This window comes from Antarcticibacterium flavum (assembly GCF_006159205.1).
Lineage (GTDB): Bacteria > Bacteroidota > Bacteroidia > Flavobacteriales > Flavobacteriaceae > Gillisia > Gillisia flava.
This window is the reverse complement of record NZ_CP040812.1, coordinates 3,654,410-3,678,830: the sequence shown is the minus strand read 5'-3', so window position 1 is coordinate 3,678,830 and position 24,421 is coordinate 3,654,410. Positions and strand designations below refer to the sequence as shown.

The 24,421-nt window shown below is 40.8% G+C and carries 26 protein-coding genes and 1 tRNA gene; 20 read left to right on the top strand and 7 right to left on the bottom strand.

All coding sequences use genetic code 11. The annotated features are described in order from the left end of the window. Positions 1 to 170 precede the first annotated feature (170 nt). The 5 genes from FHG64_RS16175 to FHG64_RS16155 are packed head-to-tail and all read left to right on the top strand — an operon-like array spanning position 171 to position 3,337. Entirely contained in the window at positions 171 to 1,148 is a 978-nt protein-coding gene (locus FHG64_RS16175) for a M23 family metallopeptidase (RefSeq protein WP_139067363.1), read from the top strand. Then, a complete protein-coding gene (locus FHG64_RS16170) occupies positions 1,148 to 1,477 on the top strand; it encodes a MerR family transcriptional regulator (protein WP_139067362.1) in 330 nt (109 codons plus the stop codon). The genes FHG64_RS16175 and FHG64_RS16170 overlap by 1 nt, the downstream gene beginning before the upstream one ends. 1 nt (position 1,478) lies before the next feature. After that, positions 1,479 to 2,075: a LemA family protein gene (locus tag FHG64_RS16165; protein WP_139067361.1), complete on the top strand. Its 597-nt coding sequence runs from the start codon at positions 1,479 to 1,481 to the stop codon at positions 2,073 to 2,075. A 10-nt stretch (positions 2,076 to 2,085) separates the two neighbouring features. Next, on the top strand, positions 2,086 to 2,541 hold the full coding sequence (locus FHG64_RS16160) for a TPM domain-containing protein (RefSeq protein ID WP_139067360.1): 456 nt from the start codon (positions 2,086 to 2,088) through the stop codon (positions 2,539 to 2,541). Further along, complete coding sequence (locus FHG64_RS16155; RefSeq protein WP_139067359.1) at positions 2,525 to 3,337, top strand: TPM domain-containing protein; 813 nt, start codon at positions 2,525 to 2,527, stop codon at positions 3,335 to 3,337. Before FHG64_RS16160 ends, FHG64_RS16155 begins: the two co-directional genes overlap by 17 nt. 80 nt (positions 3,338 to 3,417) lie before the next feature. On the opposite strand, the gene FHG64_RS16150 is transcribed toward FHG64_RS16155, so the two are convergent. Beyond that, entirely contained in the window at positions 3,418 to 6,198 is a 2,781-nt protein-coding gene (locus tag FHG64_RS16150; RefSeq protein ID WP_139067358.1) for an outer membrane beta-barrel protein, read from the bottom strand. A 91-nt stretch (positions 6,199 to 6,289) separates the two neighbouring features. Then, a complete protein-coding gene (gene der, locus FHG64_RS16145; RefSeq protein ID WP_139067357.1) occupies positions 6,290 to 7,594 on the bottom strand; it encodes a ribosome biogenesis GTPase Der in 1,305 nt (434 codons plus the stop codon). Between the two features lie 280 nt (positions 7,595 to 7,874). On the opposite strand from der, the gene FHG64_RS16140 reads away from it, so the two are divergent. The 5 genes from FHG64_RS16140 to FHG64_RS16120 all read left to right on the top strand — a co-directional run bounded on the left by FHG64_RS16140 (position 7,875) and on the right by FHG64_RS16120 (position 13,423). Continuing rightward, positions 7,875 to 8,486: an NAD(P)H-dependent oxidoreductase gene (locus FHG64_RS16140; protein ID WP_139067356.1), complete on the top strand. Its 612-nt coding sequence runs from the start codon at positions 7,875 to 7,877 to the stop codon at positions 8,484 to 8,486. 494 nt (positions 8,487 to 8,980) lie between these two features. Then, complete coding sequence (locus tag FHG64_RS16135) at positions 8,981 to 10,111, top strand: Gfo/Idh/MocA family protein (protein ID WP_139067355.1); 1,131 nt, start codon at positions 8,981 to 8,983, stop codon at positions 10,109 to 10,111. Positions 10,112 to 10,932: 821 nt separating this feature from the next. Then, complete coding sequence (locus FHG64_RS16130) at positions 10,933 to 11,724, top strand: HipA family kinase (RefSeq protein ID WP_139067354.1); 792 nt, start codon at positions 10,933 to 10,935, stop codon at positions 11,722 to 11,724. Further along, positions 11,702 to 12,085, top strand: a complete 384-nt coding sequence (locus tag FHG64_RS16125) for a DUF3037 domain-containing protein (protein WP_139067353.1) — start codon at positions 11,702 to 11,704, stop codon at positions 12,083 to 12,085. Before FHG64_RS16130 ends, FHG64_RS16125 begins: the two co-directional genes overlap by 23 nt. Positions 12,086 to 12,187: 102 nt before the next feature. Next, a complete protein-coding gene (locus FHG64_RS16120; protein ID WP_139067352.1) occupies positions 12,188 to 13,423 on the top strand; it encodes a WD40/YVTN/BNR-like repeat-containing protein in 1,236 nt (411 codons plus the stop codon). 340 nt (positions 13,424 to 13,763) lie between these two features. On the opposite strand, the gene FHG64_RS16115 is transcribed toward FHG64_RS16120, so the two are convergent. Then, on the bottom strand, positions 13,764 to 15,722 hold the full coding sequence (locus FHG64_RS16115) for a receptor L domain-containing protein (protein ID WP_139067351.1): 1,959 nt from the start codon (positions 15,720 to 15,722) through the stop codon (positions 13,764 to 13,766). 198 nt (positions 15,723 to 15,920) lie between these two features. Between FHG64_RS16115 and FHG64_RS16110 the strand changes: the two genes are divergently transcribed. From FHG64_RS16110 to FHG64_RS16095, 4 genes are all read left to right on the top strand, one after another. Further along, positions 15,921 to 16,490, top strand: a complete 570-nt coding sequence (locus tag FHG64_RS16110) for a pentapeptide repeat-containing protein (RefSeq protein WP_139067350.1) — start codon at positions 15,921 to 15,923, stop codon at positions 16,488 to 16,490. 144 nt (positions 16,491 to 16,634) lie between these two features. Beyond that, positions 16,635 to 18,044, top strand: a complete 1,410-nt coding sequence (nhaA, locus tag FHG64_RS16105; RefSeq protein WP_218937524.1) for a Na+/H+ antiporter NhaA — start codon at positions 16,635 to 16,637, stop codon at positions 18,042 to 18,044. Between the two features lie 349 nt (positions 18,045 to 18,393). Then, positions 18,394 to 18,478 (top strand) — tRNA-Ser (locus tag FHG64_RS16100). A 493-nt stretch (positions 18,479 to 18,971) separates the two neighbouring features. After that, on the top strand, positions 18,972 to 19,310 hold the full coding sequence (locus FHG64_RS16095) for a hypothetical protein (RefSeq protein ID WP_139067348.1): 339 nt from the start codon (positions 18,972 to 18,974) through the stop codon (positions 19,308 to 19,310). A gap of 79 nt (positions 19,311 to 19,389) precedes the next feature. Here FHG64_RS16095 and FHG64_RS16090 read toward each other — a convergent pair whose 3' ends face one another. From FHG64_RS16090 to FHG64_RS16075, 4 genes are all read right to left on the bottom strand, one after another. Then, positions 19,390 to 19,773, bottom strand: a complete 384-nt coding sequence (locus tag FHG64_RS16090) for a hypothetical protein (protein WP_139067347.1) — start codon at positions 19,771 to 19,773, stop codon at positions 19,390 to 19,392. Positions 19,774 to 19,788: 15 nt separating this feature from the next. Further along, complete coding sequence (locus tag FHG64_RS16085) at positions 19,789 to 19,971, bottom strand: hypothetical protein (RefSeq protein ID WP_139067346.1); 183 nt, start codon at positions 19,969 to 19,971, stop codon at positions 19,789 to 19,791. 295 nt (positions 19,972 to 20,266) lie between these two features. Beyond that, positions 20,267 to 20,590, bottom strand: a complete 324-nt coding sequence (locus tag FHG64_RS16080) for an SH3 beta-barrel fold-containing protein (RefSeq protein ID WP_139067345.1) — start codon at positions 20,588 to 20,590, stop codon at positions 20,267 to 20,269. 24 nt (positions 20,591 to 20,614) lie between these two features. Further along, the gene (locus FHG64_RS16075; protein ID WP_139067344.1) at positions 20,615 to 20,908 is read right to left on the bottom strand and encodes a hypothetical protein; all 294 of its coding nucleotides are present in this window, start codon (positions 20,906 to 20,908) and stop codon (positions 20,615 to 20,617) included. A 140-nt stretch (positions 20,909 to 21,048) separates the two neighbouring features. Here FHG64_RS16075 and FHG64_RS16070 point away from each other — a divergent pair, with 140 nt between their 5' ends. From FHG64_RS16070 to istA, 6 genes are all read left to right on the top strand, one after another. Further along, positions 21,049 to 21,321: a helix-turn-helix domain-containing protein gene (locus FHG64_RS16070; RefSeq protein ID WP_139067343.1), complete on the top strand. Its 273-nt coding sequence runs from the start codon at positions 21,049 to 21,051 to the stop codon at positions 21,319 to 21,321. A 4-nt stretch (positions 21,322 to 21,325) separates the two neighbouring features. After that, positions 21,326 to 21,526: a hypothetical protein gene (locus FHG64_RS16065; RefSeq protein ID WP_139067342.1), complete on the top strand. Its 201-nt coding sequence runs from the start codon at positions 21,326 to 21,328 to the stop codon at positions 21,524 to 21,526. A gap of 12 nt (positions 21,527 to 21,538) precedes the next feature. Next, entirely contained in the window at positions 21,539 to 21,868 is a 330-nt protein-coding gene (locus FHG64_RS16060) for an excisionase family DNA-binding protein (RefSeq protein ID WP_139067341.1), read from the top strand. After that, positions 21,858 to 22,088 carry a hypothetical protein gene (locus FHG64_RS16055; RefSeq protein WP_139067340.1) on the top strand — a complete coding sequence of 77 codons (231 nt, stop codon included), beginning with the start codon at positions 21,858 to 21,860 and terminating at the stop codon, positions 22,086 to 22,088. The genes FHG64_RS16060 and FHG64_RS16055 overlap by 11 nt, the downstream gene beginning before the upstream one ends. 99 nt (positions 22,089 to 22,187) lie before the next feature. Continuing rightward, complete coding sequence (locus FHG64_RS16050; RefSeq protein WP_139067339.1) at positions 22,188 to 22,643, top strand: lipocalin-like domain-containing protein; 456 nt, start codon at positions 22,188 to 22,190, stop codon at positions 22,641 to 22,643. A gap of 221 nt (positions 22,644 to 22,864) precedes the next feature. Then, a complete protein-coding gene (gene istA / locus FHG64_RS16045; protein ID WP_139065968.1) occupies positions 22,865 to 24,418 on the top strand; it encodes an IS21 family transposase in 1,554 nt (517 codons plus the stop codon). Positions 24,419 to 24,421: the final 3 nt, after the last annotated feature.

The window sequence follows — 24,421 nt, the reverse complement described above, 5'->3', positions numbered from 1 at the left end:
TATGGGAACACTTTGGATGGTTTATCCTGCCATTATTGGTGCACCAAAAAAGCTCTAATGCGTTTTAAATTATGAGGGTGAGAAAACAATTTTTATCTTTGTGCGTTTCTCTTAAGCTATTGCAAGGTTTTTGCAATACTTATACCCGCAAAAATAGTATATTTTAATTTATGGCGAAGGTTAAATATTATTACGACAGCGAGACGCTTTCTTACAAGAAGATAGAGCGTAAGAAAGGCCGTAGACTGGGTATCGCATTCCTGAGTATCCTGGGTGTATTCCTTGCCGCCTTTGTGCTGGTAGTGATCTACCTCAACCTCCCGCAAATTGAAACCCCAAAGGAAAAAGCCCTCAAAAGGGAACTTGAGAATATGCAGCTTCAATACGGGATCCTTAACCGTAAAATGGACCAGATACAGGATGTACTGGGAAATATTGAAGATCGTGATAACAACATTTACAGGTTATATTTTGAATCCAATCCTATTCCCGAAGAACAACGCCGGGCAGGTTTTGGTGGTATAAACCGCTACAGGAACCTGGAAGGCTATGATAATTCAAAAATTATAGTAGAGACCACCCAGAGGATGGATATTCTTACAAAACAGCTGGTGGTACAATCAAAATCACTTGATGAGATCACAGATCTGGCAAAGGAAAAAGAACAACTCCTGGCAGCTATCCCTGCTATACAGCCTGTGAAGAACGAGGAGTTGAAAAGAATTGCTTCCGGTTACGGCTGGAGGACAGATCCCTTTACCAAGGTTAAAAAGTATCACTACGGGATGGATTTCTCTGCTCCCCGGGGAACGCCGGTGTATGCTACCGGTGACGGGAGGATCGAGCGGGCAGATAATCGTTCTACAGGTTACGGAAACCACATTAGAATAGACCATGGTTATGGCTATGTGAGCCTCTATGCCCATCTTTATAAGTACAATGTACGGGTTGGACAGCGGGTTAAAAGAGGTGATGTCATTGGATTTGTAGGAAGTACCGGCCGTAGCGAAGCCCCTCACCTGCACTATGAGATCTATAAGGATGAAGAGAGGATCAACCCTATTAATTTCTATTACGGAAACCTTTCTCCTGCAGAATATGACCAGGTACTGGCAAAGGCACAACAGGAAAACCAATCTATGGATTAATGCAACTAAACCTACCAGAAAAGCGATATTATGCCATAGGCGAGGTTGCAGAAGCCTTTGGGGTAAACACCTCGTTAATTCGCTTTTGGGAGAAGGAGTTTGATGCTTTAAAGCCAAAAAAGAATGCTAAAGGCAACCGCCTCTTCACCCCGCAGGACATCAAGAACCTGGAGCTTATTTACCATCTTGTAAAGGAACGGGGCTTCACCCTTGAAGGGGCCAAGATCCACCTAAAGGAAGAAAAGAAGAAGATCCTGAGTAACTTTGAGATCATACGAAAATTACAAAACGTAAAAGCAGAACTAACCAATATCAAAAATCATTTATAACATGAAAAAATGGCTCATTCCCGTTGCAGTTATTGCAGTTCTTGGAATCATTATTTACAGTCTAACAATAGGATTTAATAACACTGCAGTAGCTAAACAGGAGGAGGCGCGCCTCGCCTGGTCCAATGTTGAAAGCTCCTACCAACGCCGTAATGACCTCATTACAAACCTTGTAAAAACGGTACAGGGTGCGGCCGACTTTGAAAGAGGAACGTTAACAGATGTTATTGAGGCACGCTCACGGGCAACCTCGGTAAGTATAGACCCGGCAAATATGACCCCGCAGCAAATGGAGCAGTTCCAGCAGGCACAGGGAGAAGTATCTGGTGCCTTATCCCGTTTACTGGTAACAGTGGAAAGATACCCCGAGCTCCGTGCTACACAAAACTTCCAGCAACTGCAGTCGCAGCTGGAGGGCACAGAGAACAGGATCAATGTGACCCGCGACAGGTACAATGCTGCGGTGACCGACTATAATACATACATAAGAACCTTCCCCAATAAAGTCTTTGCAGGCTGGTTTGGGTTTGACCCAATGGTGCGCTATGAAGCCGATGCAGGATCTGAAAGGGCGCCAGATGTAGATTTTAATTTCTAAAACCGTTGCGATGAGCAAACTGGAAGATTTTTTATCGGCAAAGGAAGAGGAGGAGATCATTGAAGCCATAAGAACTGCTGAAGGTTCCACCTCGGGAGAGATTCGTGTTCATATAGAAAAAACCCACGCAGAGAAGGGTATTTTCGAAAGGGCCATGGAGGTTTTCCATGCCCTTAAGATGGATAATACCAAACATGAAAACGGGGTATTGATCTATGTAGCGGTAGAGGACCGGGATTTCGTGATCTACGGCGACCGCGGTATCAATAAAGTAGTTCCTGCCGATTTTTGGGAAAGCACCAAGGATATCATAGTGGCCCATTTCAAGGCGGGTAATTTCAAGCAGGGGCTAATAGATGGGATCCTTAAAGCGGGAGAACAGCTAAAAGCTCATTTCCCGTGGAGTGCAGATGCGATAGACGAGCTGCCAAATACAATATCAAGAGGAAATGCTACAAAAGAATAAATTACCCTTCTTATTACTATTCTTAATTTTTCTTACCGTATCCCACGTGGCTTTTGCCCAAAGGGATATACCACCACGCCCATCCAGTCAAACCAGTGTCTATGATGCTGCAAATGTGCTTACTACAGAAGAAGCCCAGCGGCTGGAAAGAAAGCTTATCAATTATTCCGATACCACCTCGACCCAAATAGTCATAGCCACAATAAAATCCCTTGAGGGGGAATATGAAGGTATCTATGCTGCCAACTGGGCTCATGAATGGGGAATTGGACAGGAAAAGGAAGACAACGGGCTTCTCATCCTGCTCTCTGAAGGTGACAGGAAAATATTTATCACCACCGGCTATGGGCTGGAGGAATATCTTACAGATGCTACCTCAAAGGATATCATCGATAATATTATCCTTCCCGAATTTAGGAATAATAACTATTATGCCGGCCTGGATAAAGGTACAACGGCCATATTCCAGGTCCTTGAAGGGACTTTCCAGGGTTCCCGACCAAGGCAACAGGGACCGCAGGGCATCCCGGTTTCCTACCTTATCCTGGGGATCTTCTTTTTAATATTCCTGGTATCTCTTAGCAGTAAAAACAAAAAAGGCGGCGGGCCGGGCAGCAGGAGTGGCCGGGCACCTTCTCTTCTCGATATGATCGTTCTTAGCAGTCTTGGCCGTGGAGGCTTTGGAGGCGGCAGGGGTGGCTTTGGCGGCGGCGGTGGCTTTGGAGGCGGTGGCGGCTTTGGAGGCGGCTTCGGCGGCGGTGGCTTTGGTGGTGGCGGTGCCGGTGGGAGCTGGTAAAAAGAAAACCCCAATTCTCTGCTACAGGAATTGAGGTTTTGCAATCACAAACTAACTAACCAATTAATTATTCTCCAACATTACATTCTCATCATCCTGCGACCACTTTGGTTGGGGTCTTTACCTCCAAATTTGCTTAATTTATAGGTAAAGCTAAGCATCGCATATCTTCTTAAAATAAGGTTTTGAGTATCCTGTATAAAGTCATCACCTACAATACGCTGGGTGGAAACATTCTCATTGAGCATATCATATACTTTTATCTTGAGAGTGGCATCATCATTAAGGAACTTGTATCCTAAACTTATATTCCACAGGAATGCTGTATTATCAAACCCTGGTGATACATTCCCAAAATAAGTATAGGAAATATCGTTACCGAATACAAAGTTCTTTGGCCAAAAGGTGGTGGCCTCCAGGGAAACCGTGTGGTTGGTAAAATTCTCATTCCTGTTGGCGATTATATCATATTGAGTTTCAGTAAAGGCTAACTGATACCCGGGATTTATCGAAAAATAATCCTCTATGCCGTAAGTCAAATTGATGGATGGCCTCACCGTATAACGGTCGGCACGAAATTGCACTCCGTTGGTAAATCCTATATTCCGGTCATAATTTCCATTTAGACCAAGGCGGTAACTAAATTCCCTGCCGTCCTTTTTGTTCTGTTTGGAGTAGGAAGCCCCCGCATTGGAATTAATGGCTCCGTCTACGTTGGCATAGGTAGTGGTCCTTACAAGATCTGCCCCGGTGGTGGTCACGGGTACGATGCTATTATCTGTAAAAGTTACAGAGGCATAACTAAAGAAACCGCTTCTCTTGGAAAAATCATAGTTCCTGTATCCCCCTCGAATGGTTTGGGTAAAAGTGGGCCTAAGATCTGGATTACCTACGAAGATATTTAACGGATTGGTGCGGTTTACCACCGGCTGTAACTGGCGAATGGATGGTATCCCGGCATCGCTGTTGTAATTTAAATAGACACTTTTTGACCTTGCAATCTCATAACGCACATTGGCGCGCAGGAACAGGTTGTTGTAGGTATTATCAAAGGGTACATCCTGCAAGAAATTGGTGTTTTCAAGGGTAGTGTTCAATAAACCAATTTCAGAACCAACCCTCCACTTCTGGCCCTCATAGTTCACACCCACATTTGGTATATTCTTAAAACTTTTAGATTCAAAATCACTGCTAAGTAGATCATTGAAAATTGAATAGGAGTTGGTTTCCTGGTCCAGGTCATAAACATACCTGGTGTTATTGGAATTGGTAGAGGAGAAATTATAGGAAGCATCCAGGAACAATTTCTCTGCCATCACAAACCGCTGGGTTGCCCCTATGGAATATTCATTCTCCTTTTGATCCTCATCGATGAACTGGTCCTGGATCTCAACTGTTTCTTCTCCTGCAAAGAACCTGCTTTCAGAAAAGAAGTAGTTATCATTTTCCTGCCTCTGGTGGCTATTTGTAAAATTAAGCTGGGAATAGGCTCCTCTGCTCCCATAACGCCGTATCACATCCAGCCTGTTACTAAAGCTCTGGCTGTTTAAATATTCATCGTCAATAGTTTCAGTAGAGTTTACCAGCTCCCGGTTCTCATTTGATGAAGCTGCACTATTGCTTCGGTTCGAATAACCGGTATTGGAGCTAAATCTTGGAGCAAATGAGATGCGGGTAAGGGTATCTGGTTTATATTCAAATCTGGCATTTGCCCTGTGGCTGTCATTAACCAGGTTGCTGGAACTTGTAGAATTGTAAAAGAAGCGGGAATCTGGCAGCAGGTTTTCACGTTCTACCACGGTCATGGTTTCAGTATCATTCCTTCCGAAGAAATAATCGGCATTTAGTTCTGCTGTCTTACCCCATTCATTTACGAGGTTCAATCCGGCTGTTTCTGCCTTGGTAATACCTGCACCGCCACCAAAGTTCATCCCATTAATCCCAAAACTTCCACCTCCACCACTATTGAAGGAAAAGCTGCGGGCGTTACGACCCATCATATCAAACACCTCATCAAAACTAAAGCCGGAGCTGTTTATGTTGTTTGAACTGGCAAGGACGCTAACCCTGAATTTATCTTTGAAATAATTCCCAATCCCGCTCATTTCATAACGGTCATTGGTACCTCCTCCCACTGTAGCACGGGCAAAGTATCCTTTATTCTTATCCTTTTGAAGGGTGATGTTGATAGTCTTATCATCGGGATTTCCTGCTTTCCCGGTAAACTCCTCGGCTCTTGTCTTGGTATCTGTTACCTGGATCTTGTCAATGATCTCCTTGGGCAGGTTCCTGGTGGCGATCTTGGGGTCATTTCCAAAAAATTCTTTCCCGTCTACCAGGATCCTGGAAACCGGTTTCCCATTCACGGTGATATTTCCCTGTATATCTACCTCGACCCCGGGTAATTTTTTCATAAGTTCCTCCAGGTTCGCATCGGGCCGGGTGGCAAAAGATCCCGCATTGAATTCCAGGGTATCCCTTTTTATAGTGATAGGCGCACGGGAGCCAACCAGTTGTACCTCATCCAGGGTATTGTCTGCTTCCTGCAGTCGAATCGTCCCCAGGCTATGAACCATTTTTTCGCTTAGGTTAATAGATTGCCTGTGTAGCTGAAAGCCTGTGAAGGATATAAAAAGATTCAGATTGGGAGCTGTGGTATTGCCGGTAAGGATAAAATCCCCGTCTTTTTCTGAAATTGTATAGCTTACAAGGGTACTGTCTGCAGAGTTCTCAGCATAAACAGTTGCAGCCTCAAGTGCAAGGTTAGTTTCAGTATCAGTAATTCTTCCGGAAATTTCAAAGGTTTGGGCTGTTAGCTGTAAACCTGCTAAACAAAGAACAGCGAAGAAAATTTTTTTCATTAAAGGGGGTGCGAAAAAATGTGATTAAACAAAAATGGTCTTAAACATTAGTTGTTAAGACCATTTTATTGTTACAAGGTTTAATGCCCTGTTATTTTTTTCTGAAATAAACTGAAATTGGTACCCCGGTAAAGTCGAATTCTTCCCTAAGTTTATTTTCCAGGTATCGTTTATATGGTTCCCTAACATATTGCGGCAGGTTACAGAAGAAGGCAAACTGTGGCTGTGGTGTTGGCAACTGCATACAATATTTGATCTTCACGTACTTTCCTTTCCAGGCCGGTGGTGGATAATGCTCTATAATAGGCAGCATCCTGTCATTAAGCTCACTGGTCTTGATCTTCTTGCTGCGGTTGTTATATACCTCTACCGCTGTCTCTATGGCTTTATAGATCCTTTGCTTTTCTAACACAGAGATAAAAACGATTGGAACATCTGTAAAAGGCTCGATCTCCTTTCGTATGTTTTGCTCATAATCTTTCATGGTGTTGGTCTCCTTTTCGAGAAGGTCCCATTTATTCACCAGGATCACGATCCCTTTGCGGTTACGCTGTGCAAGCCAGAAGATGTTTTGTACCTGCCCGTCAAATCCACGGGTGGCATCAAGGACAATAAGGCACACATCGCAATTCTCGATTGCTCTTACAGATCGCATGACCGAGTAAAACTCAAGGTCTTCCTTTACCTTGGATTTTCTTCGTATCCCTGCCGTATCAACCAGGTTGAACTCAAACCCAAACCTGTTATATTTTGTATCAATAGAATCGCGGGTAGTCCCGGCAATATCTGTGACTATATATCTATCCTCACCAATAAGGGCGTTGATGAAGGACGATTTCCCGGCATTGGGGCGTCCCACCACCGCAAATCTTGGTAGTTCTGTTTCTTCATCATCTTCCTGCTCGGGCAGGGCTTCAATGATCGCATCCAGAAGTTCTCCCGTACCACTCCCGTTTGTACTGGCAATGGGAAAATAATCACCCAGCCCCAGGGAATAGAATTCCACGGCATTCTCCAGCCTCTTTGAATTATCAACTTTATTCACAGCAAGAAAAACAGGCTTCTCTACCTTTCTCAATAAATTGGCAACATCCTCATCCATCCCTGTAATCCCTGTCTCTACATCTACCATAAAGATAATGGCATCTGCCTCCTCAATGGCCAACTCTACCTGCTTATCTATCTCTTCCTCAAAAATATCATCACTTCCCTTGACGTATCCACCGGTATCAATTAAAGAAAACGACTTTCCATTCCAGTCACTTTTACCATAATGCCTGTCGCGGGTAACACCGCTCACGGCATCCACGATGGCCTCCCGGCGCTGGATGAGTCGGTTAAAAAAAGTGGATTTCCCAACATTAGGTCTTCCTACAATGGCTACAATATTGCCCATACTAACTTATTCTTTAATTAATGTGCAAAAATAGCGCTTTTTAGCTGAATATTATTGAGGTACAGCGGCGAATTTATTCAGGGATAAAATACAGGCCGATAATGGATTCATTTAAAGCTCCAATTTTGAAATTTAATTTTTGCTGAAGGAAATAATGGTAGCTCCCAATCCCCTTCACGACTTTAAGTTTTATAATAATTTTAAAACAAAAGGCTGAAAGAACCTTTATCTTGAAGTGCATTAACGTGCACAGATACAAATATTTATAAAAAATTGACTTATGGAAAATTTGAAAGTAGCAGTTATCTATTATAGTGCGACAGGAACAAATCATCAACTAGCCCGCTGGGCAGAAAAAGCGGCAAAGAATTTAGGGGCAGGGGAAGTGAGGTTCAGGAAGTTTGAGGAAACTGCGCCAAAGGAAGCGATGGCTGAAAATAAGGACTGGAAAGAACATTATGAGGCTACCAAAGATGTACAAAAAGTATCGCTGGATGACCTGGAGTGGGCAGATGCCATTATCTTCAGCATTCCGACCAGGTATGGGAATTTACCCTCACAGGTAGCCGCTTTTTTTGATACCACCGGCGGACTCTGGTTCAACGGCAAACTCGCTAATAAAGTGGTTACGGGAATGACCAGTGCCCAAAACCTCCACGGCGGGCAGGAAACTACTTTGCTATCCCTGTACAAATCCATGTTCCACTGGGGTGCTATTGTAGCCACACCTTCATATACAGATCAAACCATCTTTGAATCTGGAGGAAATCCTTACGGCTTAAGTGTAAGTGCAGGAAAAGACAATCTTACAGATAAAGTGGAAAAAGCCGTTGCCCACCAAGTGAAAAGAGCACTTACCATTGCAGGATGGGTGGTGAAGGGGAAGAGTTAGTTATGAGTTAGGAGTTAGGAGTTGGTTTGAAGGACGTTAATTTAAGAGATGGTACTTCGTGGTTCGAAGAAAGAAACAAGAACCAAGAAACAAGATACAAGAACAAGAATTAAGATATAAGAACAGAGAGAAGAGAGAAGAGAGAAGAGAGAAGAGAGAAGAGAGAAGAAAGAAGAGTTATGAGTTATGAGTTAGGTAAATTTATACACATAGAGGATAATATAAAAACATTCGTGCATTCGTGGCTATTTTTTTTGGGAAAAAGGTATTCGGAGAGAAGAGAGTAAAGAAAAAACTCCGTGAAACTCCTTTTAAAACTCCAGTAACTCTGTGGTTAATTAACATTCAGACTCGAAAAAAGTAAAGGTAATCTGAATAGACCAAACGGTAAACAGAAAACGAAAAACGGTAAACGGAAAACAGAAAACAGAAAACGGTAAACGGTAAACAGAAAACAGAAAACGGTAAACGGTAAACAGAAAACAGAGAACAACATGAAAAAGAAACCCACCCAAACCCCGAACAACAAACCCGCCCGCAGCGCCGTGGGCAGGAGGAAATTCATCAAACGCTCCGGGTTGTTCCTTGCCGCTACTACCCTGCCCTCTTACGGACTCTGGGTTTCCGGGAAAAACCGAAAATTGGGAGTGGCACTGGTGGGGCTGGGAAATTATAGTACCAATCAACTTGCGCCGGCATTGCAGGAGACCAGCCATTGTGAACTTAGGGGAATAGTGACCGGTAGTCCTGAAAAGATCCCGAGGTGGAAAGAAAAATACGGGATCAAGGATAAGAATGTTTACAATTATGAGAATATGCATACCGTGGCTAACAATGATGATATTGATGTTATTTATATAGTTCTGCCGGTAAGTATGCATGCCGAGTACTCCATAATTGCTGCCAATGCAGGAAAACATGTTTGGTGTGAAAAGCCCATGGCAAAAAACGCTGCAGAATGCCGGGAGATCATCGAAGCCTGTAACAAAAACAATGTGAAACTTTCCATTGGCTACAGGATGCAGCACGAGAAGAACACTCAAACCATTATGAAATGGGTAGAGACCAAACCTTACGGACAAATACAGGATCTTAAGGCAGAAGCCGGTTTTCACAGTAACAATATAATCCCCTGGAAGCTTAAGAAAGATATGGGTGGGGGAGCTATGTATGATATGGGAGTGTATCCACTTAATGCCGCCAGATACAGCACAGGAATGGAACCGGTGGCGGTCTCTGCAACCCACACCACTACCAGGCCGCAAATGTTTGATGAAGTGGATGAGACAACAATATTTGATCTTGAATTTCCAGAAGGCATTACAGCATCCTGCCGCACCAGTTTTGGGGAAAGTATGAACACACTGGAAATAAATTGCAGCGACGGGTGGTATCGTCTTAGCCCCTTCCAGTCATATACCGGGGTGAAAGGAAAAACCAGCGATGGAAAAGTTCTGGAACCCTTTGGAAAAAACCAGCAGGCAGTGCAAATGGATGATGATGCCCTGGCCATTATCAATAATGAGCCTGTTATGGTTCCGGGAGAAGATGGCTTAAGGGATATCGAGATCGTGGAAAAGATATTTGAATCTGCAGACAAGGATGGGGAAAGGATCTCCCTGTAAACCTTCCTGAATTCTTTTATTCAAAAACAAGCCTTGTGAGGAGTCAGCTTGTACTTTGACTATGCATAGAAATAGCTAAGGGAAGTAGAATATATTTCAACAGAGACAATACTGATTTTGAGTTCATTGTTGTCCGATTAATATAATCTGAATTTCCGTTTAGCCTTGCTATGTATAGTCTGAGGTCATTTCAACCTCAACATGGGGGTGGTTTTGAATCTAAAAAAGTTTAGAAGATATTCAAGAATTGCAGTAGAGTTTAAGTGGCTCTTTTTCAGTCATTAGAATTTTAGTCTAGGCTCTAGATTCTAGAAGCAGAGCGATCTAGACCCTTTACCCGGACAACAATGTTTTAAGTTTCAGAAATTGGCACAATGCATTCCCAAAAGTTAGGCTTTGAACAATTTTTCACCAACCTAATTGAGATGAAGAAGTATCCAATGCGCTCCTTTTTCCAGAATGATATCGTTTACCCTGAAAATTTAGCCTCCATTGGTTTTACCACTTATTGGTAAATTTTTATTAAATATTTTATGCTGTAGATCTTTGTATGTAAATTAGGTTCTCAATTTGGATATTTCCAAGCTCCCCCGCCCTTATAAGATAATATGACCTCTTTAAGAGAGGCTGTTTGGCTTTGGTTAGCACTTAAGCCCGCACATAATTTTGTGTACCCCAACTTTAGAGGGAGCCGGGGTCTTACCCCGGTATCCTTTTAAAAAACCTCAGCATTTTTTATTTCTCTTCCAGCACAGTAAATCGGGATTTTCCCTGTTGTGGTTCTTTTTATTGATTAAATTTGTCATCATTCAGAAGAAAAAATGAGTCAGCACGAATTGAGGACGGTTACTGTCACAAGATATATCACGCCGTTAAGGGAAGGCGGCTCCCTCCCTGCCCTTGCCGAGGCCGATGATGATTTCAAGTATGTATTGAAATTTCGCGGTGCCGGCCATGGGGTAAAAGCTTTAATAGCTGAATTAATTGGCGGGGAGATCGCCAGGGTACTGGGCCTTAAAGTGCCAGAGCTGGTATTTGCCAACCTGGATGAGGCCTTTGGGCGAACTGAAGGGGATGAGGAGATCCAGGACCTATTACAAGGCAGCCAGGGCCTTAACCTTGCGCTGCACTTCCTTTCAGGAGCTATTACCTTTGATCCCGTTGTAACCCTTGTTGATCCCGCACTTGCTTCCAAAATTGTGTGGCTGGATGCCTTTATCACCAATGTAGACCGCACCTTTAGGAATACCAATATGCTTATCTGGAATAAGGAGCTGTGGCTTATCGACCACGGGGCAGCCCTCTATTTTCACCATTCCTGGACCAACCACGAGAAACAGGCAAAAAGCCCCTTTGCTCTCATCAAGGACCATGTGCTGTTACCGCAGGCAACGCAGCTGGAAGAGGCAGATAAGGAAGCAAAGACCCTACTCACAGAAGATAGGATAAGGGAGATCATCAATTTGATCCCTGATACCTGGCTGGAATGGGAAGGTTATGATGAGAGTGCACAGGAATTAAGGGAAGCTTACACAAGGTTTTTACTAACCCGCCTCGCCCACACAGAAAATTTTATAAAAGAAGCACAGGATGCAGGAAAAGCACTTATATGAGTACGCCGTAATTCGTGTACTCCCCAGAGTGGAGCGCGAGGAATTCTTGAATGTGGGGATCATCATCTTCTGCAAAAAGGAAAAGTTCCTCAGGGTGAGGTATCATTTGGACCCATCACGCCTTCGATGCCTGGCAGAGGAGTTTGACCTGGACCAGATCGAGAAGAACCTGGAATCGTTTGTAAAGATATGTAAAGGAGAAAAGGACGGCGGGCCAATTGCGATGATGGATGTGCCTTCCCGTTTTCGATGGCTTACCGCAGTAAGAAGTTCTGTTATCCAAACCTCGAGGCCGCATCCCGGTTTGTGCAGCGACCTTGACGGGACCCTTGAAAGGTTGTTTGGGGAACTGGTGCTCTAATTTTTAACCTTCAAAAAATAATATGGGGATCTATTAAATTTAACACCAATGGTTTCTTAATTCTTATGATATTTAGTGATTCTTATAACTATAGTCATTTTGATGAAAAACCTATCCCCTCTTTTGATATTATGGCTATTTTTTAGTTGCAGCCAGGAAGAATCACAAATTCCTATTCCAACCCCTGCTAATAGCAGTGCAAATATTGAAACCGTTACTCCCCACCGATTAAAGATTGGGGATACCCTCTCTATCAAAGGTGAAAACCTTAAAAAAATCAATAAGGTAAAATTTGAATACGACCAGCGTATCTATGACAGCTATGACGTCGAAATTTTTTCCCGGAATTTTGTTACCTATGAGGATGAGCTCATTGAAGTCATCATCCCCACAGCTGTTCATGAGAATTTAAACCTTATGATTGGTGAGGAAGCCTATCCTATTGAGCTAGTGGGTTTCATCCCTCTTTCCAAATACTTCCCGAGTATTCAACAATTCCAGACTACAGACGAAAAAACAGGTTTTGTACTGGCAGATAAAAAGCTTTATAGATCAACAGACGGTTTTTATACCTGGACCACGGTAATTGAATATAATCAGGGCTTTCCTGATACTTTCTTCTTTTTAAATGAAGATATAGGCTGGTTGGTCTACCACGATCCCTACGGGGGACCGGGTTTGTATTTTACAAACAATGGGAGGGATTTTGAACTAATGTTCCGTATAGAGCAGGAATCCCATGGCAATGTTAGAAAAGTTTATTTTCTAAATGAAAACATGGGATACCTTATCAATGATGACGGGACTGTTCTTGTAATTGAGAACGGAATACCAGTTGACCTTTATGAGTATTATCCTCAACTTAAAAATCCCGATATCAGCCGAATTGATGTATACGATCTAACGGCTGTAAGTAAGGACCTTTTGTTCCTCGCTCCCAATGACCGTGAATTCCTGGTCAAAATTGAGAACGGAAATGTCTCCTATTCCCCCTTTAATATTTGGCCGCTGGCACCTCAATTATTTGGAAATGTGGGTTACCTGCAGGCAAACAGCGATATTTATAAAACAGAGGACCAGGGTAGCACCTGGAATAAGATTAAGACTTATGAAAATTATTATCCGCAAATCTGGTTTTATGATCAACATCACGGGATGGCTTTTGTGAATTATAATGAACCGCAAATCTTTGAAACCAGGGATGGCGGGGAAACCTGGCACAGTTATCCTGTTCCTGCCACAGTTAATCTACGAACCCCGACAAGTGGGACCAGCAATTTTTTTACAGGCTATCTGGGAAAATTTGGAAGCGGACTAACGAAGTATATTAAAGAATAAAAGGACGTTACGGTAACCGGAATCGGAAAATTTATTTCTGGTGTCCGATTAAATATAGGCGAATGTACCTTAAGCCTTGCTATATAGTCTAAGGCCATATCAATCTCAACCTGGGAGTGGTTTTGGATCCAAAACTTTAGGAAAATTCACGCTTTTGAAAATTGTGTAAAGTGCTGTTTTCCATATACCTGGATTTTAGTCCGGGATCTATATACCAGCAGCGGTAGCGGTCCAGGCTCTTTTACCGGACAGTAATGAATTTATATTTGTAATTGAATAGATTTAAAACAAAAATTCCCGGGAAAGCCGGGAATTTTTGTTTTAGGTATTTTTATAGAAATTATTGATTACAGGTTAAGGCAACCTGGTTGTCATTGCACCCATCGCCGTTATATCGAAAATCTACAGCACCACCACCCCTTATGAACCGGCAAATGGATTCTATTGAACAGGACGATAGCCGTACATTCATACCTATATTTATATAACCGGACACTTCTGAAATATTGCTAAGGGCAGAAATATTTATTAATTCAGCGTTATCTGTCAAATGTATGATCTCTATACCGGACACGACATTTTCCAGCCCTTCCAAAGTTTTCAAGCCATTTTCATTGGAAATGTATAGACTTTCCCCAATTTTAGTAAGGCTGTGAAAATTCTTTAAATCCTTTAAGCCATTTACCCCAATACTAAGCATGGTCCCAATGCTTTCAAGGGATTGAAAGGCATTCATTTGACCTAGAAAAGCATTCCCGGCTATGACCAGCTCCCTTGTGATAGATCTAAGGCCAGCGAAACTGTTAAAGGAAGTCATATTCGTGTTCTCGCTTATATACAGGTATTCAATGGATGGCAGATTGTTAAAAGCACTCATCTCCTTCAGCTTATGATTTGATCTTATAAGCATATGTTCCCCTACCGTTGTCACCCCATTAAAACCCTCAATTTTTAAGAGGGAAGGATTTTCAGAAATGACTATTTCCTTCCCTATAGAATTTAACTGCTCCCCTGCATTAATAGTTTCCAGGACACCATTATTTGTCATGCGAAATTCCCCTCCAATGCGTTCTATGGAATTTAGGACAGCAGTGGCATCCTTTAGATTTTTATTATAATAGAACTGCAGGTTTCCCTCTACAATCTTAAGATTTTTGAAAGCTGTTATATTCTTTACTCCTTCACTTGAAAATACTTCCAGCCTTCCATTCAAAGATGTCAATTTTTCAAATCCCGTAAGTTCCTCAAAAACTCCACCCTGGAAAGCTATTGTCTCTGCTGTTGCCAGTTTATCCGGGCCGTGGAAGGAAGAAAACTCATTATAGCTTACCGTGAAATACTGTCCTCCAAAGTTTTCCAGGGACCTAAAGCTGTGAAACTTCCCGGGATGTATATTGTTGATAATGTACAGCTCCTGCCCCAGTGAAACAACAGCCGGAAAGGAATTCTCAAAATTTACCCTATTACCGGAAATATTGGTTACTCCCCCTATGTTTTTAAGTTTATCAAAAGCGCTAATCCCTTCCAGCAGGGAATTGGATTCCATGTTCAGGTTTTGGGCGATAATATTTAAAGCAGAAAATTCCTCAATGCTTCGTAATTTTTTGTTTTCCAGGATACTCATTTCCTTTACTTCGGTTAAAGCCGTAAAGCCCTTTATCACTTCAAGCATTGGATTTTTGAAAACATAGAGAAAATTGAAGCGGGTTAATTTGCCAAACCCATTAATACTCTGGATCCCGGAATTGTTTATAAAGGAAATATTACCAATAGATTCCAGGGAGTTTAAACCATTAAAATCCATAGTGGTGGAATTATCCCTATATTCGAATTTCCCTCCAATACTCTTAAGAACTGGAAAATCGATATTGGCCAGGTTGGAATTTCCATATATTATAAGATCTCCACCAATCTTTTTGAGGTTTTTAAGATTTAAGGTAGTGACCTCCTCCAAATTCCCGATCGTGAGATTACCGCCAATTTCCTCCAGCTTATCAAAAGCTTCCCAATGAGTTATATTTTTACCCTTGATCTCCAGGTCTCCGGATATAGATTTCAGGTCTTTGAGATCGCGCAGGATCACTCCCTGGGAATATTCTGTGTCTATATAAATAGATCCTGTGACAGAGGAACAATTCCTTAGATCCTCTGTATCCAGGGTTTTCCTGATTATAAAATTTCCTTCACAGGCCAGAAGTTGAGGGGTAATAACTGTAGGCTCCGGATTATTGCTTTCAGGTTCACAGGAAACTAAGAGTAAAAGGAACAGGAGCAGGGGAGGAAAAAGGTGTCTTTTCATGAAGGTTTTAGGTGAATTGATAAAATTGGATCCTCTGTTAGAATCCTGTTTATTTTAGTGTTAAAAATATGATAAAAATTGACATATTTTAAGCTTCCTGTATTTATTTTAATTGCTGAATATTTTTTCCTTTTGCCCCTCCCCTTCTTCCATTTACGTCAATAAATCATATCTTTAGATTTTTCAACTATCCATTTCATGAACCTTCCTCTTATTGCAGATAAAATCTATCAAACAGAATCTTTTCCTGAAAATTTCAGGGAGGCAGAGTATGATTCCTGTTCCTTTAAAACCTGCAATTTTACTTCTATGAGCTTCGCGGGAGCCGTCTTCAGCGAATGTGAATTCATAGAATGTGACCTTAGCAATATAAACCTGAGAGGAACCACCTTCCGGGACGTCACTTTTACCAATTGTAAATTAATGGGATTGAGGTTTGAGGAGTGTGATCCCTTTCTCCTTAGCTTCAGCTATACAAATTGCAACCTTAGTTTTTCCTCTTTTTATAAGCTGAAAATTAAAAATACCAGGTTCATAAATTGTGTTCTCACGCAGGTGGATTATTCAGAAGCAAATTTGGAACAAACGGTATTTAAGGATTGTGATCTCGATGGCGCGATCTTTCAGAATACAAATTTAAAAAAGGCCGATCTTAGGCTGGCCCGCAACTTCTCTATCAACCCCCAAAAAAACAGCTTAACCCGCGCCAGGTTTTCTTCTCAAAATATTGCGGGATTGTTGGATAGCTATCAAATTATTATTGACTAAGGAGGTAAATTATTACAGGTTTTTTTCCGATCTTTCTGTGATTATAACCTGACAATTGTCATATTTTCTCCCCGGGTATTAAGATAAATTTGTAGGACATACTGTAGCAAAACAGGTGAAAAAGTCCTTTCCAAAATAGTCGATATGAAAAAATCTACACTCGATATCTATCTGTTACTCCCCATTAAGAATTTTATAGAAAGGCAAACCTCGGTAGGTTTGCTTCTTATTTTTTCTGCCCTTCTGGCTATGATCGTCGCGAATTCACCCCTGGCAGAAGGGTATCATAGTATCTGGAAGCAGTATATTCATATTGGGTTCAATGATTTTTATATAAGAAAAAACATACTACACTGGATCAATGACGGGTTGATGTCTATGTTCTTTTTCCTGGTAGGCCTGGAACTCAAAAGGGAGATCATGCACGGGCAGCTTTCCAAAGTACGGGGAGCCATCCTGCCTATTTCAGCAGCAATTGGAGGAATGGTTTTCCCTGCCCTTATTTATTATTTCTTTACCGCCGGAAGCCCTGCAGTAAGCGGCTGGGGTATTCCAATGGCTACAGATATTGCCTTTGCACTCGGGATCCTTTATTTGCTTGGGGACAAAGTACCTCTATCCCTCAAGGTCTTTTTAACTGCCCTGGCAATAGTAGATGACCTTGGGGCGGTACTGGTGATCGCATTCTTCTATACTTCTGAAGTTTCCATCGAGAGCCTTGCAATGGGCGCATTCTTCCTGTTCATACTTATAGCTGCCAACCAAATTGGTATACGCAATACCTTATTTTATGCCGTGATGGGAATTGGCGGTTTATGGCTGGCAATCCTGCTCTCTGGCGTACATGCCACTATAGCGGCAGTTCTTGCAGCTTTTGCAATTCCTACCAGCAAAAGGATAGACACCCCGGTTTTTCTGCGAAAAGTGAAATGGCTTACCAATGAAATTAAAAAAATAAAACAAAGCAGGAAAAAGAGTGAACCCGAGATAGAGCAGGAAATTTCCCATACTATTGAAAAATTCTCTTCCCTGGCAGAGGATGCAACCCCTCCCCTGCAACGTCTTGAGCACGCCTTACATCCCTTTGTAAGTTTCGTGGTTCTCCCAATTTTTGCCTTTGCAAACGCCGGGGTAACCATTACTGCAGAGTCTCTTCAATTCTTCCATAGTCCTGTAGCCCTGGGCGTGATCCTTGGCCTTATTATCGGTAAATTTCTGGGGGTTATCATATTTACCAGGCTAATGGTTTTTCTAAAACTGGGAGACCTCCCCAAAGGAGTGAACTGGCATCATATTTCGGGGATAGGATTACTGGCCGCGATTGGGTTTACCATGTCCCTTTTTATAACAGATCTTGCATTCGTTGATGAAACCTATAGGGTACAGGCCAAGATTGGGATACTAACAGCTTCCATGCTTGCCGGTATCATAGGCTATTTCTACCTGCGAATAATAAGCAGCAGGATGAGGAAGAAAAGGTTGAAAGAAAGTGAGGCCGAAACTCCTGCGGCTGTAAAGCCCAAAAGCCCCGGACTGGTAAGGTCTGACTCCTGAAAAATTCACCTAAGTCCCAATAGTTATGAGCAAATTATTCAAACCCCGAAAATTAAAGAAAGTCCATAAACAAAAGAGTATAAAATGCAACCTTGAAAAACCGGTATCAAAACGGGCCTCGGGTTCCAGTAGAATTTATTCCCCGGGATTTGGTATAGGATATTTTTCTTTTGAAGCCTGTGGCTAACTTTCAAAACCTCCTGCTAAGAAGCTGAACATTAGGCAGGTCGAAAAATGTAAACTGGCAGAGAAAAAAATCTAAAAAAAACTGCAAAAAAATTCGGCTGAAAAGAAAAAAGCTTTCTATATTTGCAGCCGCAATCAGGGAATACCTGATGAGGCACTCAAAGGAGAAATGGCAGAGTGGTCGAATGCGGCAGTCTTGAAAACTGTTGAGGGTCACACCTCCGGGGGTTCGAATCCCTCTTTCTCCGCTTGACTAAACCGTAACACGCTGATAATACAGAAGTTACGGTTTTAATTCTTTATAGTTTGTACGATTAATGTACGGTTGATTTGCTTCAGGCTATATTTCATCTTCTTTTGTTCAAAATTTATTGGGAAAATCTATAAATTGAAAACCTTTTACATGCCCTTATTCCACCTCGATAAATAATCTATCTACAGCGACATAGTTCAATTATTAAGGTTAATTATCTAATGTGAATTATTCTTTCCAATAGGAAAAGGACAACTCAGAAAGCCAAGGTATTTACTGCCCTGATCTAAAAAAAGGACAGGGGTCCGAGGCTTAGAAAACGAAAGTAAAAAGTCGCTTTAAAATATGGTGTGACAAGTTTATTGGGTATGCGTAGATGCCAGTGATTCATACATTTTTTTTATAAAATAGCCTATTATGTGGTTTTCCGTAACAGCCTAAATTTTTAAAAGAATAACTTGTAGTAAATAATTTTAATCTAAAGAAATATGAAAGGTTGTCTACAAGTTGTTGGTATATTAATCATAGGGATATTTATAATAGGTTTAATTGGCTCTTCTGTTGATGGAGAACCAGAAGATCAAAGAACTGATTCCTATGCTCTTATTTATGCGGAGAAAGCGATTAAATCGAAATTAAAAGCACCATCTACAGCCGATTTCCCAGGCATTCGGGGAGCTGAAATAAACCGGGAAGGAGATACGTTTTATGTAATATCTTATGTGGACTCACAAAATGGTTTTGGGGCTATGATTAGGAGTTATTGGGAGGTAAGAGTGGAGTTTATAGAAGATAAAGTAAGGACGAGAATTTTAAGTTTTGAGTAGATTTTAAAAATGTAAAATAAAGAAGCCATTAAGTGTATTTGCTTAATGGCTTTTCTATTAAAAAAATGAGAGGTGTTTTTTATGCACTTCTCAACCTCCTTTCAGCTTTATCAATTGTGGTTTCCCAGTCTATAAAAATATGATTCGCCAGGTCTATGGCTGTTTTCCTTTGGTCATAGGGTTTAGCTAGATCCTCTCTGAAGTATTTAAAAAAGATATCTGAAAGTTCATCCTTTAAAGCCTCCTCAACCTCATCCGGTAGTTCATAAGCTACTAAGAAGATCCAGGCGTTTGCAAAGCCATTGTAAAAATGTACCGGGTCAAAATCTTCACAGGTTGGATTTGCAGCCTTTGTTACCTCCTGCATTCCTGTATAGATCCTTTCAAAGATTATGTGATCTGTCAAAATTTGTACAATAGTTTCTTTTTGTTGGTTCACGCAAAAATCTGTTGGTATTCTCATAATTGTAAGATTTAGTTAATAGTTTATTGTTATGTGAGAGGAATTAACCTCTGTCTCTTTTGATACTCTGTTTATAAGGTCTAGGTTGTTTTCAACCCTGCTTTGAATAGCTGCCTTTACCCGTGCTTTTTCTTCAGTGGAGGATTCAGGGTCGAATAGTGTGGAAAACCCTGTAAAAAGGTGGTTTAATTGGTTCATATCTCAAAGGGTTTGTTATCTAATTCGTATAGTCTTTCTTGAAAGTCATTTAAAAGGATTCTTTTCTCTTTACAGGTGTAACTTTTCCAGCTCCTTTTAAACTCCCTGTAGTCTGCTAACCACTTTGTAAACTCCGGACTCATATCTTTACGTTTTAATAAGGAATACCTTCAATTATTATATTTCCTATTGTCCAAATTACCATTCCCACACTAATCACAAGTGCCACCGGGTGTATGTTTATTCTTTTCATTTTTGAGTTTTTTAGATGGGGGCTTTTACACCCCCGGGTTAATTAATAAGCAGCTATAAAGTTTTCCACCTTGAAGGATCTAAAACCGTTGGCCTCTGTATCAAAATAGGTAAGGGTTTTATAGTTTGGTGTTCCTGTACCTTTGATCTTATCCGCTACATTTTTAAGAGTAGCATAGGCAATTCTGAGGCTGCCATCCGCTTTCTCAAATGCGATTTTAACCGTGTCTGTTGCCATTCTTTTACGCAAACGATACAAGGCCCAGGCCTTAGCTAAACAAACTGCAAAGCTTTTACCTGTACTTCTTACAAGCTCATGTGCCCAGTTAAATACTTTTGATCTGAAGGTGGTTTTTGTAGTTTTCATATTTCTATCTTTAATTGGTTATTATTATTTTACTGTTGTAGCTAGGAAAGTAATTTCATTCCATACTCCTCTGGTTAATACGGTTTGAAACTCTGAAGGCTTATAAATACCTCTTTGAACAAACTGATTCCCTGCTTTTACGAATCCAAAACCAGCTCCTAATTTTTCCAGTGCTAAAATTGCATTCCCGAACCCTTTAAGAGTGGAGAAACTTAGTTTTTGGATCTTCCCACCATTCACAAACTTTATGATAAGGGTCTTACCTTTTAAAACTTCTTTTGCTTCAGAGATTGCGGTTTTAAATTCTTTTGATGTCATTATTAAAGTATTGCCTTAATTATTATAGCGCTAATTTATGCATAACTTTAATATTAAACAAGTTTTACTTTAATTATTTTTAATTTTATTTATGCTACACTTTAATTTATTATATTTGAATTAAACTATAACTGTAAAAAATGGATATACTGAGGATTAAAGAGCTTCTTAAAGAAAAGAATGTAACCGGGAAAGATCTTGCTGAGAAAGTAGGTGTAAGTACTGTATCAATGTCTAATATTGTTAGTGGTAATTCCTTTCCCAAACCTGAGCTTTTAAAGAATATCGCTGAGGTTCTGGATGTGGATATAAGAGAATTATTTATTCCTACTAAAGAAGATAACAAAGAGGCTATTTATATTAAAAAAGATGGAAAAATGGTTAATATTGGTAGCTTAGAGGTAAACTTGTAAATCTATGGATCCTTATAAACAAATCACCAGGGAACACGTTCCTACAGATGACTTGTTAATTATTATTTCCGAAAGGGAAAATATAGATGTAAACGAGCTTAGAACGCTTGTATCTAGCCTGAAGAAAAAAACTCAGCCTAAGAAAATGACTAAGGAGCAGGAGTTTGAATATACCATTGAACAACGCTTAAGGAAATTAATCTAAATTATCCATTCTATGAAGGTTGAAAGCTGTTATGACATAATATTAAATTTAGATGAGGACCAAAGAAAGAAACTGTTTCAGATGTTCAATCAAAAAAATAATAGTTCCCCAGCTTCATCAGTGAATTATAGAGATATAGTTAAAGCTAATCTTGAAGCATTAAGACTATACGATGCTAATAACACCTGTATGACAGTAGAAGAGGCAGCAGAATACTTTAAAGTTCACAAAAACACTATCCTTCATAAGATACACAAAGGGGAGATTAAAAGTGAATTTTTCGGCAGAACCCACAGAATACCAAAGATGCAATTTATAGAAAAGATCATTAATGAGGGCTGAAGATATATTCTGGTATAATGAATCCCATTTGGAGCGAATCGGAGAAGAGGGCAGAAAGAAGCTTGTTAAGCTAATCCAGGGATTGGATAAAGAGCCTAAGCCGAAGAGAATGACTAAAAAACAACTACAGGAAGAGGAAACGAGAAGGAAAATTATTCAACTTTTCGAAAGGAGTGCAAAACGCTACCAAGAGAAAAAGAAAGGAAATAATCCTCAATAAAGATGGCGGGGCCGATTAAGGTTACTTTTTTTATTAAATTAGTTCCTTAAATTCTCTGAGCAAAATTACCCTACCAAATTGCTTATTAAATCAAATACTATGAAGAAATTATTCATGCTATTATTAATATGTTGTTCCCTGGTAGGTTGTTCTACAGAGGACAGTATTCCTGAAAGTGTTCAAGATCCAATTATAGGAACTTGGAAAATAGTTGAAATGACAGAATATCCCTCTAATTCGAATCCCATTGTGACAACCTATGACGAGTGCTACCAAAGAAGCCGTATTACCTTTAAAGCTGACGGAAACTATGAAAGTAAATCCTATCAATTAAACTCAGATGGTAGCTGTGAAGAATTAGTATTTGAAGGACAAACAACTGTAAGTAGTACTTGGCAAAAAATAAGTGCTAATAAATATCGCTTTACTGAAGAAATCATTAATGATGGTAATACCATGTTTAATACTTCCACTCCTGAGAGTATTACTTTCCCTTTTTCAAATACAATGGAAATGCTATACATGTGGCTATTTCGGTTCGAATTGTGCCAGTGATTTCGGTCGGTTAGTGCCAGGCATTTCGGTTTGATTTGTGCCACTTTTTGGCAGCAATGAAAATCATAACGGTTCAAATTGTGCCAGTCATTTCGGTTTGATTTGTGCCACTTCCGGAATTCAAGGAACCATAACGGTTCGTTTTGTGCCAGTCGTATCGGTTCAATTTGTGCCACTTTGGAAGATCAAGTAATATCTTGTTGCAAAAAATGTAATAAGATATGGCCAACACCCTTGATCCGATGGACTTAAAACAAATTATTACCTTAAAACTGGATGGTTTTAGTAACCGTAAAATCGGTGCTACTCTGGGCATCTCCCGAAACACTGTCAACAGCTACATGAAGCTTTTTAAGGCCAGTGACTATTCTTTTAAAGAACTACTATCCTTTGATAATGTACGCCTGGATGCGCTTTTTCCTTCACTTACCACTATTGATAATGAGCGGCATGATGAACTGATGCTCTACTTTGAAGGGGTCAATAAGGCCCGGAATCATCCTGGTTTTACGTTTTTATACCATTATCAGGAATATGCACAACATGCTTCCCAGCCTTATAGCTACACGCAGTTTATGGAGCATTACCGGCGTAAATATGCTAAGGTCAAAGGTTCTATGAAACTTGAGCACGAAGCAGGTAATGAGATGTACATTGATTATACGGGCAAAAAACTGCATATCGTTGATAAAGACACTGGAGAACTTATTCCCGTAGAAGTATTTATTGCTATCCTTCCTAACAGCCAGTATACTTACGTAGAGGCTAGTCAAAGCCAGAAACGGGAGGATCTTATCACTTCTTGCGGTAATGCATTACATTTTTATGGAGGTGTGCCTAAAGCCATTGTATCAGATAACTTAAAATCTGCAGTGACCAGGGCAAGTAAATATGAGCCGGAGATCAACCGAAGCTTTAAAGACTTTGCCCGCCATTATAACTGTGTGATCAATCCCACCCGCAGCTATGCTCCACAGGATAAAGCTCTGGTGGAGAATGCAGTCCACCTGGTCTATCAACGGATTTATTATCCCTTGCGGGAGATGACCTTCTTCTCCTTAAAAGATCTAAACCGGGAGATAAAACGCCTGCTTGTTACCTATAATAATTTACTGTTCCAGCGAAAGGAAGCCAGCCGCAGGGAACTCTTTCAATCCATAGAGCGGGAATACCTAAAACCCTTGCCTACATCTGCCTATGAGATCAAGGATTATAAACGTGCAAAGGTTCAGAAGATGGGATATGTATACTTCTCTCCAGATAAAAGTTATTATAGCGTTCCTTACCGATACATCGGCAAAAAGACTCTGATCCATTATACAAAAAGTGTGGTAGAGGTTTATTATAACCACGTTCGAATTGCCCTGCATCAGCGAAATCCTGTTAAGGGAACCTACACCACAAATACAGAACACTTAAGTAGCACCCATAAAGGATATACCTCCTGGAGTCCTGAATACTTTAAAAACAAAGCCGCTGCGCATGGGGCTAACGTAGTGAGCTGTGTAGAAAAGATCCTTGCTGACAGTGACTATCCTGAAACAGGTTACAAACGGGTGATGGGGCTTATCATGCTTCACAAGTCCTACAGTTCCCAGAGGCTTGACAATGCGTGTAAAAGAGCTTTGCAGGCAGATGCGGCTTCATACAAGCGGATCAAAAAGATATTAGAAAACAACCTCGACCAAAGCTCCCTCTTTTACCAGGACCTTGAAGAAGATAAGACCCATATTCCATCCCATCAAAACATTAGGGGTGCTGCTGCTTACAAGTAAAAC

What these genes read in the sequence shown, in the direction of transcription:
- FHG64_RS16175 (WP_139067363.1), top strand. Translation starts at nt 171, where the DNA reads ATGGCGAAGGTTAAATATTATTACGACAGCGAGACGCTTTCTTACAAG.
- FHG64_RS16170 (WP_139067362.1), top strand. Translation starts at nt 1,148, where the DNA reads ATGCAACTAAACCTACCAGAAAAGCGATATTATGCCATAGGCGAGGTT.
- FHG64_RS16165 (WP_139067361.1), top strand. Translation starts at nt 1,479, where the DNA reads ATGAAAAAATGGCTCATTCCCGTTGCAGTTATTGCAGTTCTTGGAATC.
- FHG64_RS16160 (WP_139067360.1), top strand. Translation starts at nt 2,086, where the DNA reads ATGAGCAAACTGGAAGATTTTTTATCGGCAAAGGAAGAGGAGGAGATC.
- FHG64_RS16155 (WP_139067359.1), top strand. Translation starts at nt 2,525, where the DNA reads ATGCTACAAAAGAATAAATTACCCTTCTTATTACTATTCTTAATTTTT.
- FHG64_RS16150 (WP_139067358.1), bottom strand. Translation starts at nt 6,198, where the DNA reads ATGAAAAAAATTTTCTTCGCTGTTCTTTGTTTAGCAGGTTTACAGCTA.
- der (WP_139067357.1), bottom strand. Translation starts at nt 7,594, where the DNA reads ATGGGCAATATTGTAGCCATTGTAGGAAGACCTAATGTTGGGAAATCC.
- FHG64_RS16140 (WP_139067356.1), top strand. Translation starts at nt 7,875, where the DNA reads ATGGAAAATTTGAAAGTAGCAGTTATCTATTATAGTGCGACAGGAACA.
- FHG64_RS16135 (WP_139067355.1), top strand. Translation starts at nt 8,981, where the DNA reads ATGAAAAAGAAACCCACCCAAACCCCGAACAACAAACCCGCCCGCAGC.
- FHG64_RS16130 (WP_139067354.1), top strand. Translation starts at nt 10,933, where the DNA reads ATGAGTCAGCACGAATTGAGGACGGTTACTGTCACAAGATATATCACG.
- FHG64_RS16125 (WP_139067353.1), top strand. Translation starts at nt 11,702, where the DNA reads ATGCAGGAAAAGCACTTATATGAGTACGCCGTAATTCGTGTACTCCCC.
- FHG64_RS16120 (WP_139067352.1), top strand. Translation starts at nt 12,188, where the DNA reads ATGAAAAACCTATCCCCTCTTTTGATATTATGGCTATTTTTTAGTTGC.
- FHG64_RS16115 (WP_139067351.1), bottom strand. Translation starts at nt 15,722, where the DNA reads ATGAAAAGACACCTTTTTCCTCCCCTGCTCCTGTTCCTTTTACTCTTA.
- FHG64_RS16110 (WP_139067350.1), top strand. Translation starts at nt 15,921, where the DNA reads ATGAACCTTCCTCTTATTGCAGATAAAATCTATCAAACAGAATCTTTT.
- nhaA (WP_218937524.1), top strand. Translation starts at nt 16,635, where the DNA reads ATGAAAAAATCTACACTCGATATCTATCTGTTACTCCCCATTAAGAAT.
- FHG64_RS16095 (WP_139067348.1), top strand. Translation starts at nt 18,972, where the DNA reads ATGAAAGGTTGTCTACAAGTTGTTGGTATATTAATCATAGGGATATTT.
- FHG64_RS16090 (WP_139067347.1), bottom strand. Translation starts at nt 19,773, where the DNA reads ATGAGAATACCAACAGATTTTTGCGTGAACCAACAAAAAGAAACTATT.
- FHG64_RS16085 (WP_139067346.1), bottom strand. Translation starts at nt 19,971, where the DNA reads ATGAACCAATTAAACCACCTTTTTACAGGGTTTTCCACACTATTCGAC.
- FHG64_RS16080 (WP_139067345.1), bottom strand. Translation starts at nt 20,590, where the DNA reads ATGAAAACTACAAAAACCACCTTCAGATCAAAAGTATTTAACTGGGCA.
- FHG64_RS16075 (WP_139067344.1), bottom strand. Translation starts at nt 20,908, where the DNA reads ATGACATCAAAAGAATTTAAAACCGCAATCTCTGAAGCAAAAGAAGTT.
- FHG64_RS16070 (WP_139067343.1), top strand. Translation starts at nt 21,049, where the DNA reads ATGGATATACTGAGGATTAAAGAGCTTCTTAAAGAAAAGAATGTAACC.
- FHG64_RS16065 (WP_139067342.1), top strand. Translation starts at nt 21,326, where the DNA reads ATGGATCCTTATAAACAAATCACCAGGGAACACGTTCCTACAGATGAC.
- FHG64_RS16060 (WP_139067341.1), top strand. Translation starts at nt 21,539, where the DNA reads ATGAAGGTTGAAAGCTGTTATGACATAATATTAAATTTAGATGAGGAC.
- FHG64_RS16055 (WP_139067340.1), top strand. Translation starts at nt 21,858, where the DNA reads ATGAGGGCTGAAGATATATTCTGGTATAATGAATCCCATTTGGAGCGA.
- FHG64_RS16050 (WP_139067339.1), top strand. Translation starts at nt 22,188, where the DNA reads ATGAAGAAATTATTCATGCTATTATTAATATGTTGTTCCCTGGTAGGT.
- istA (WP_139065968.1), top strand. Translation starts at nt 22,865, where the DNA reads ATGGCCAACACCCTTGATCCGATGGACTTAAAACAAATTATTACCTTA.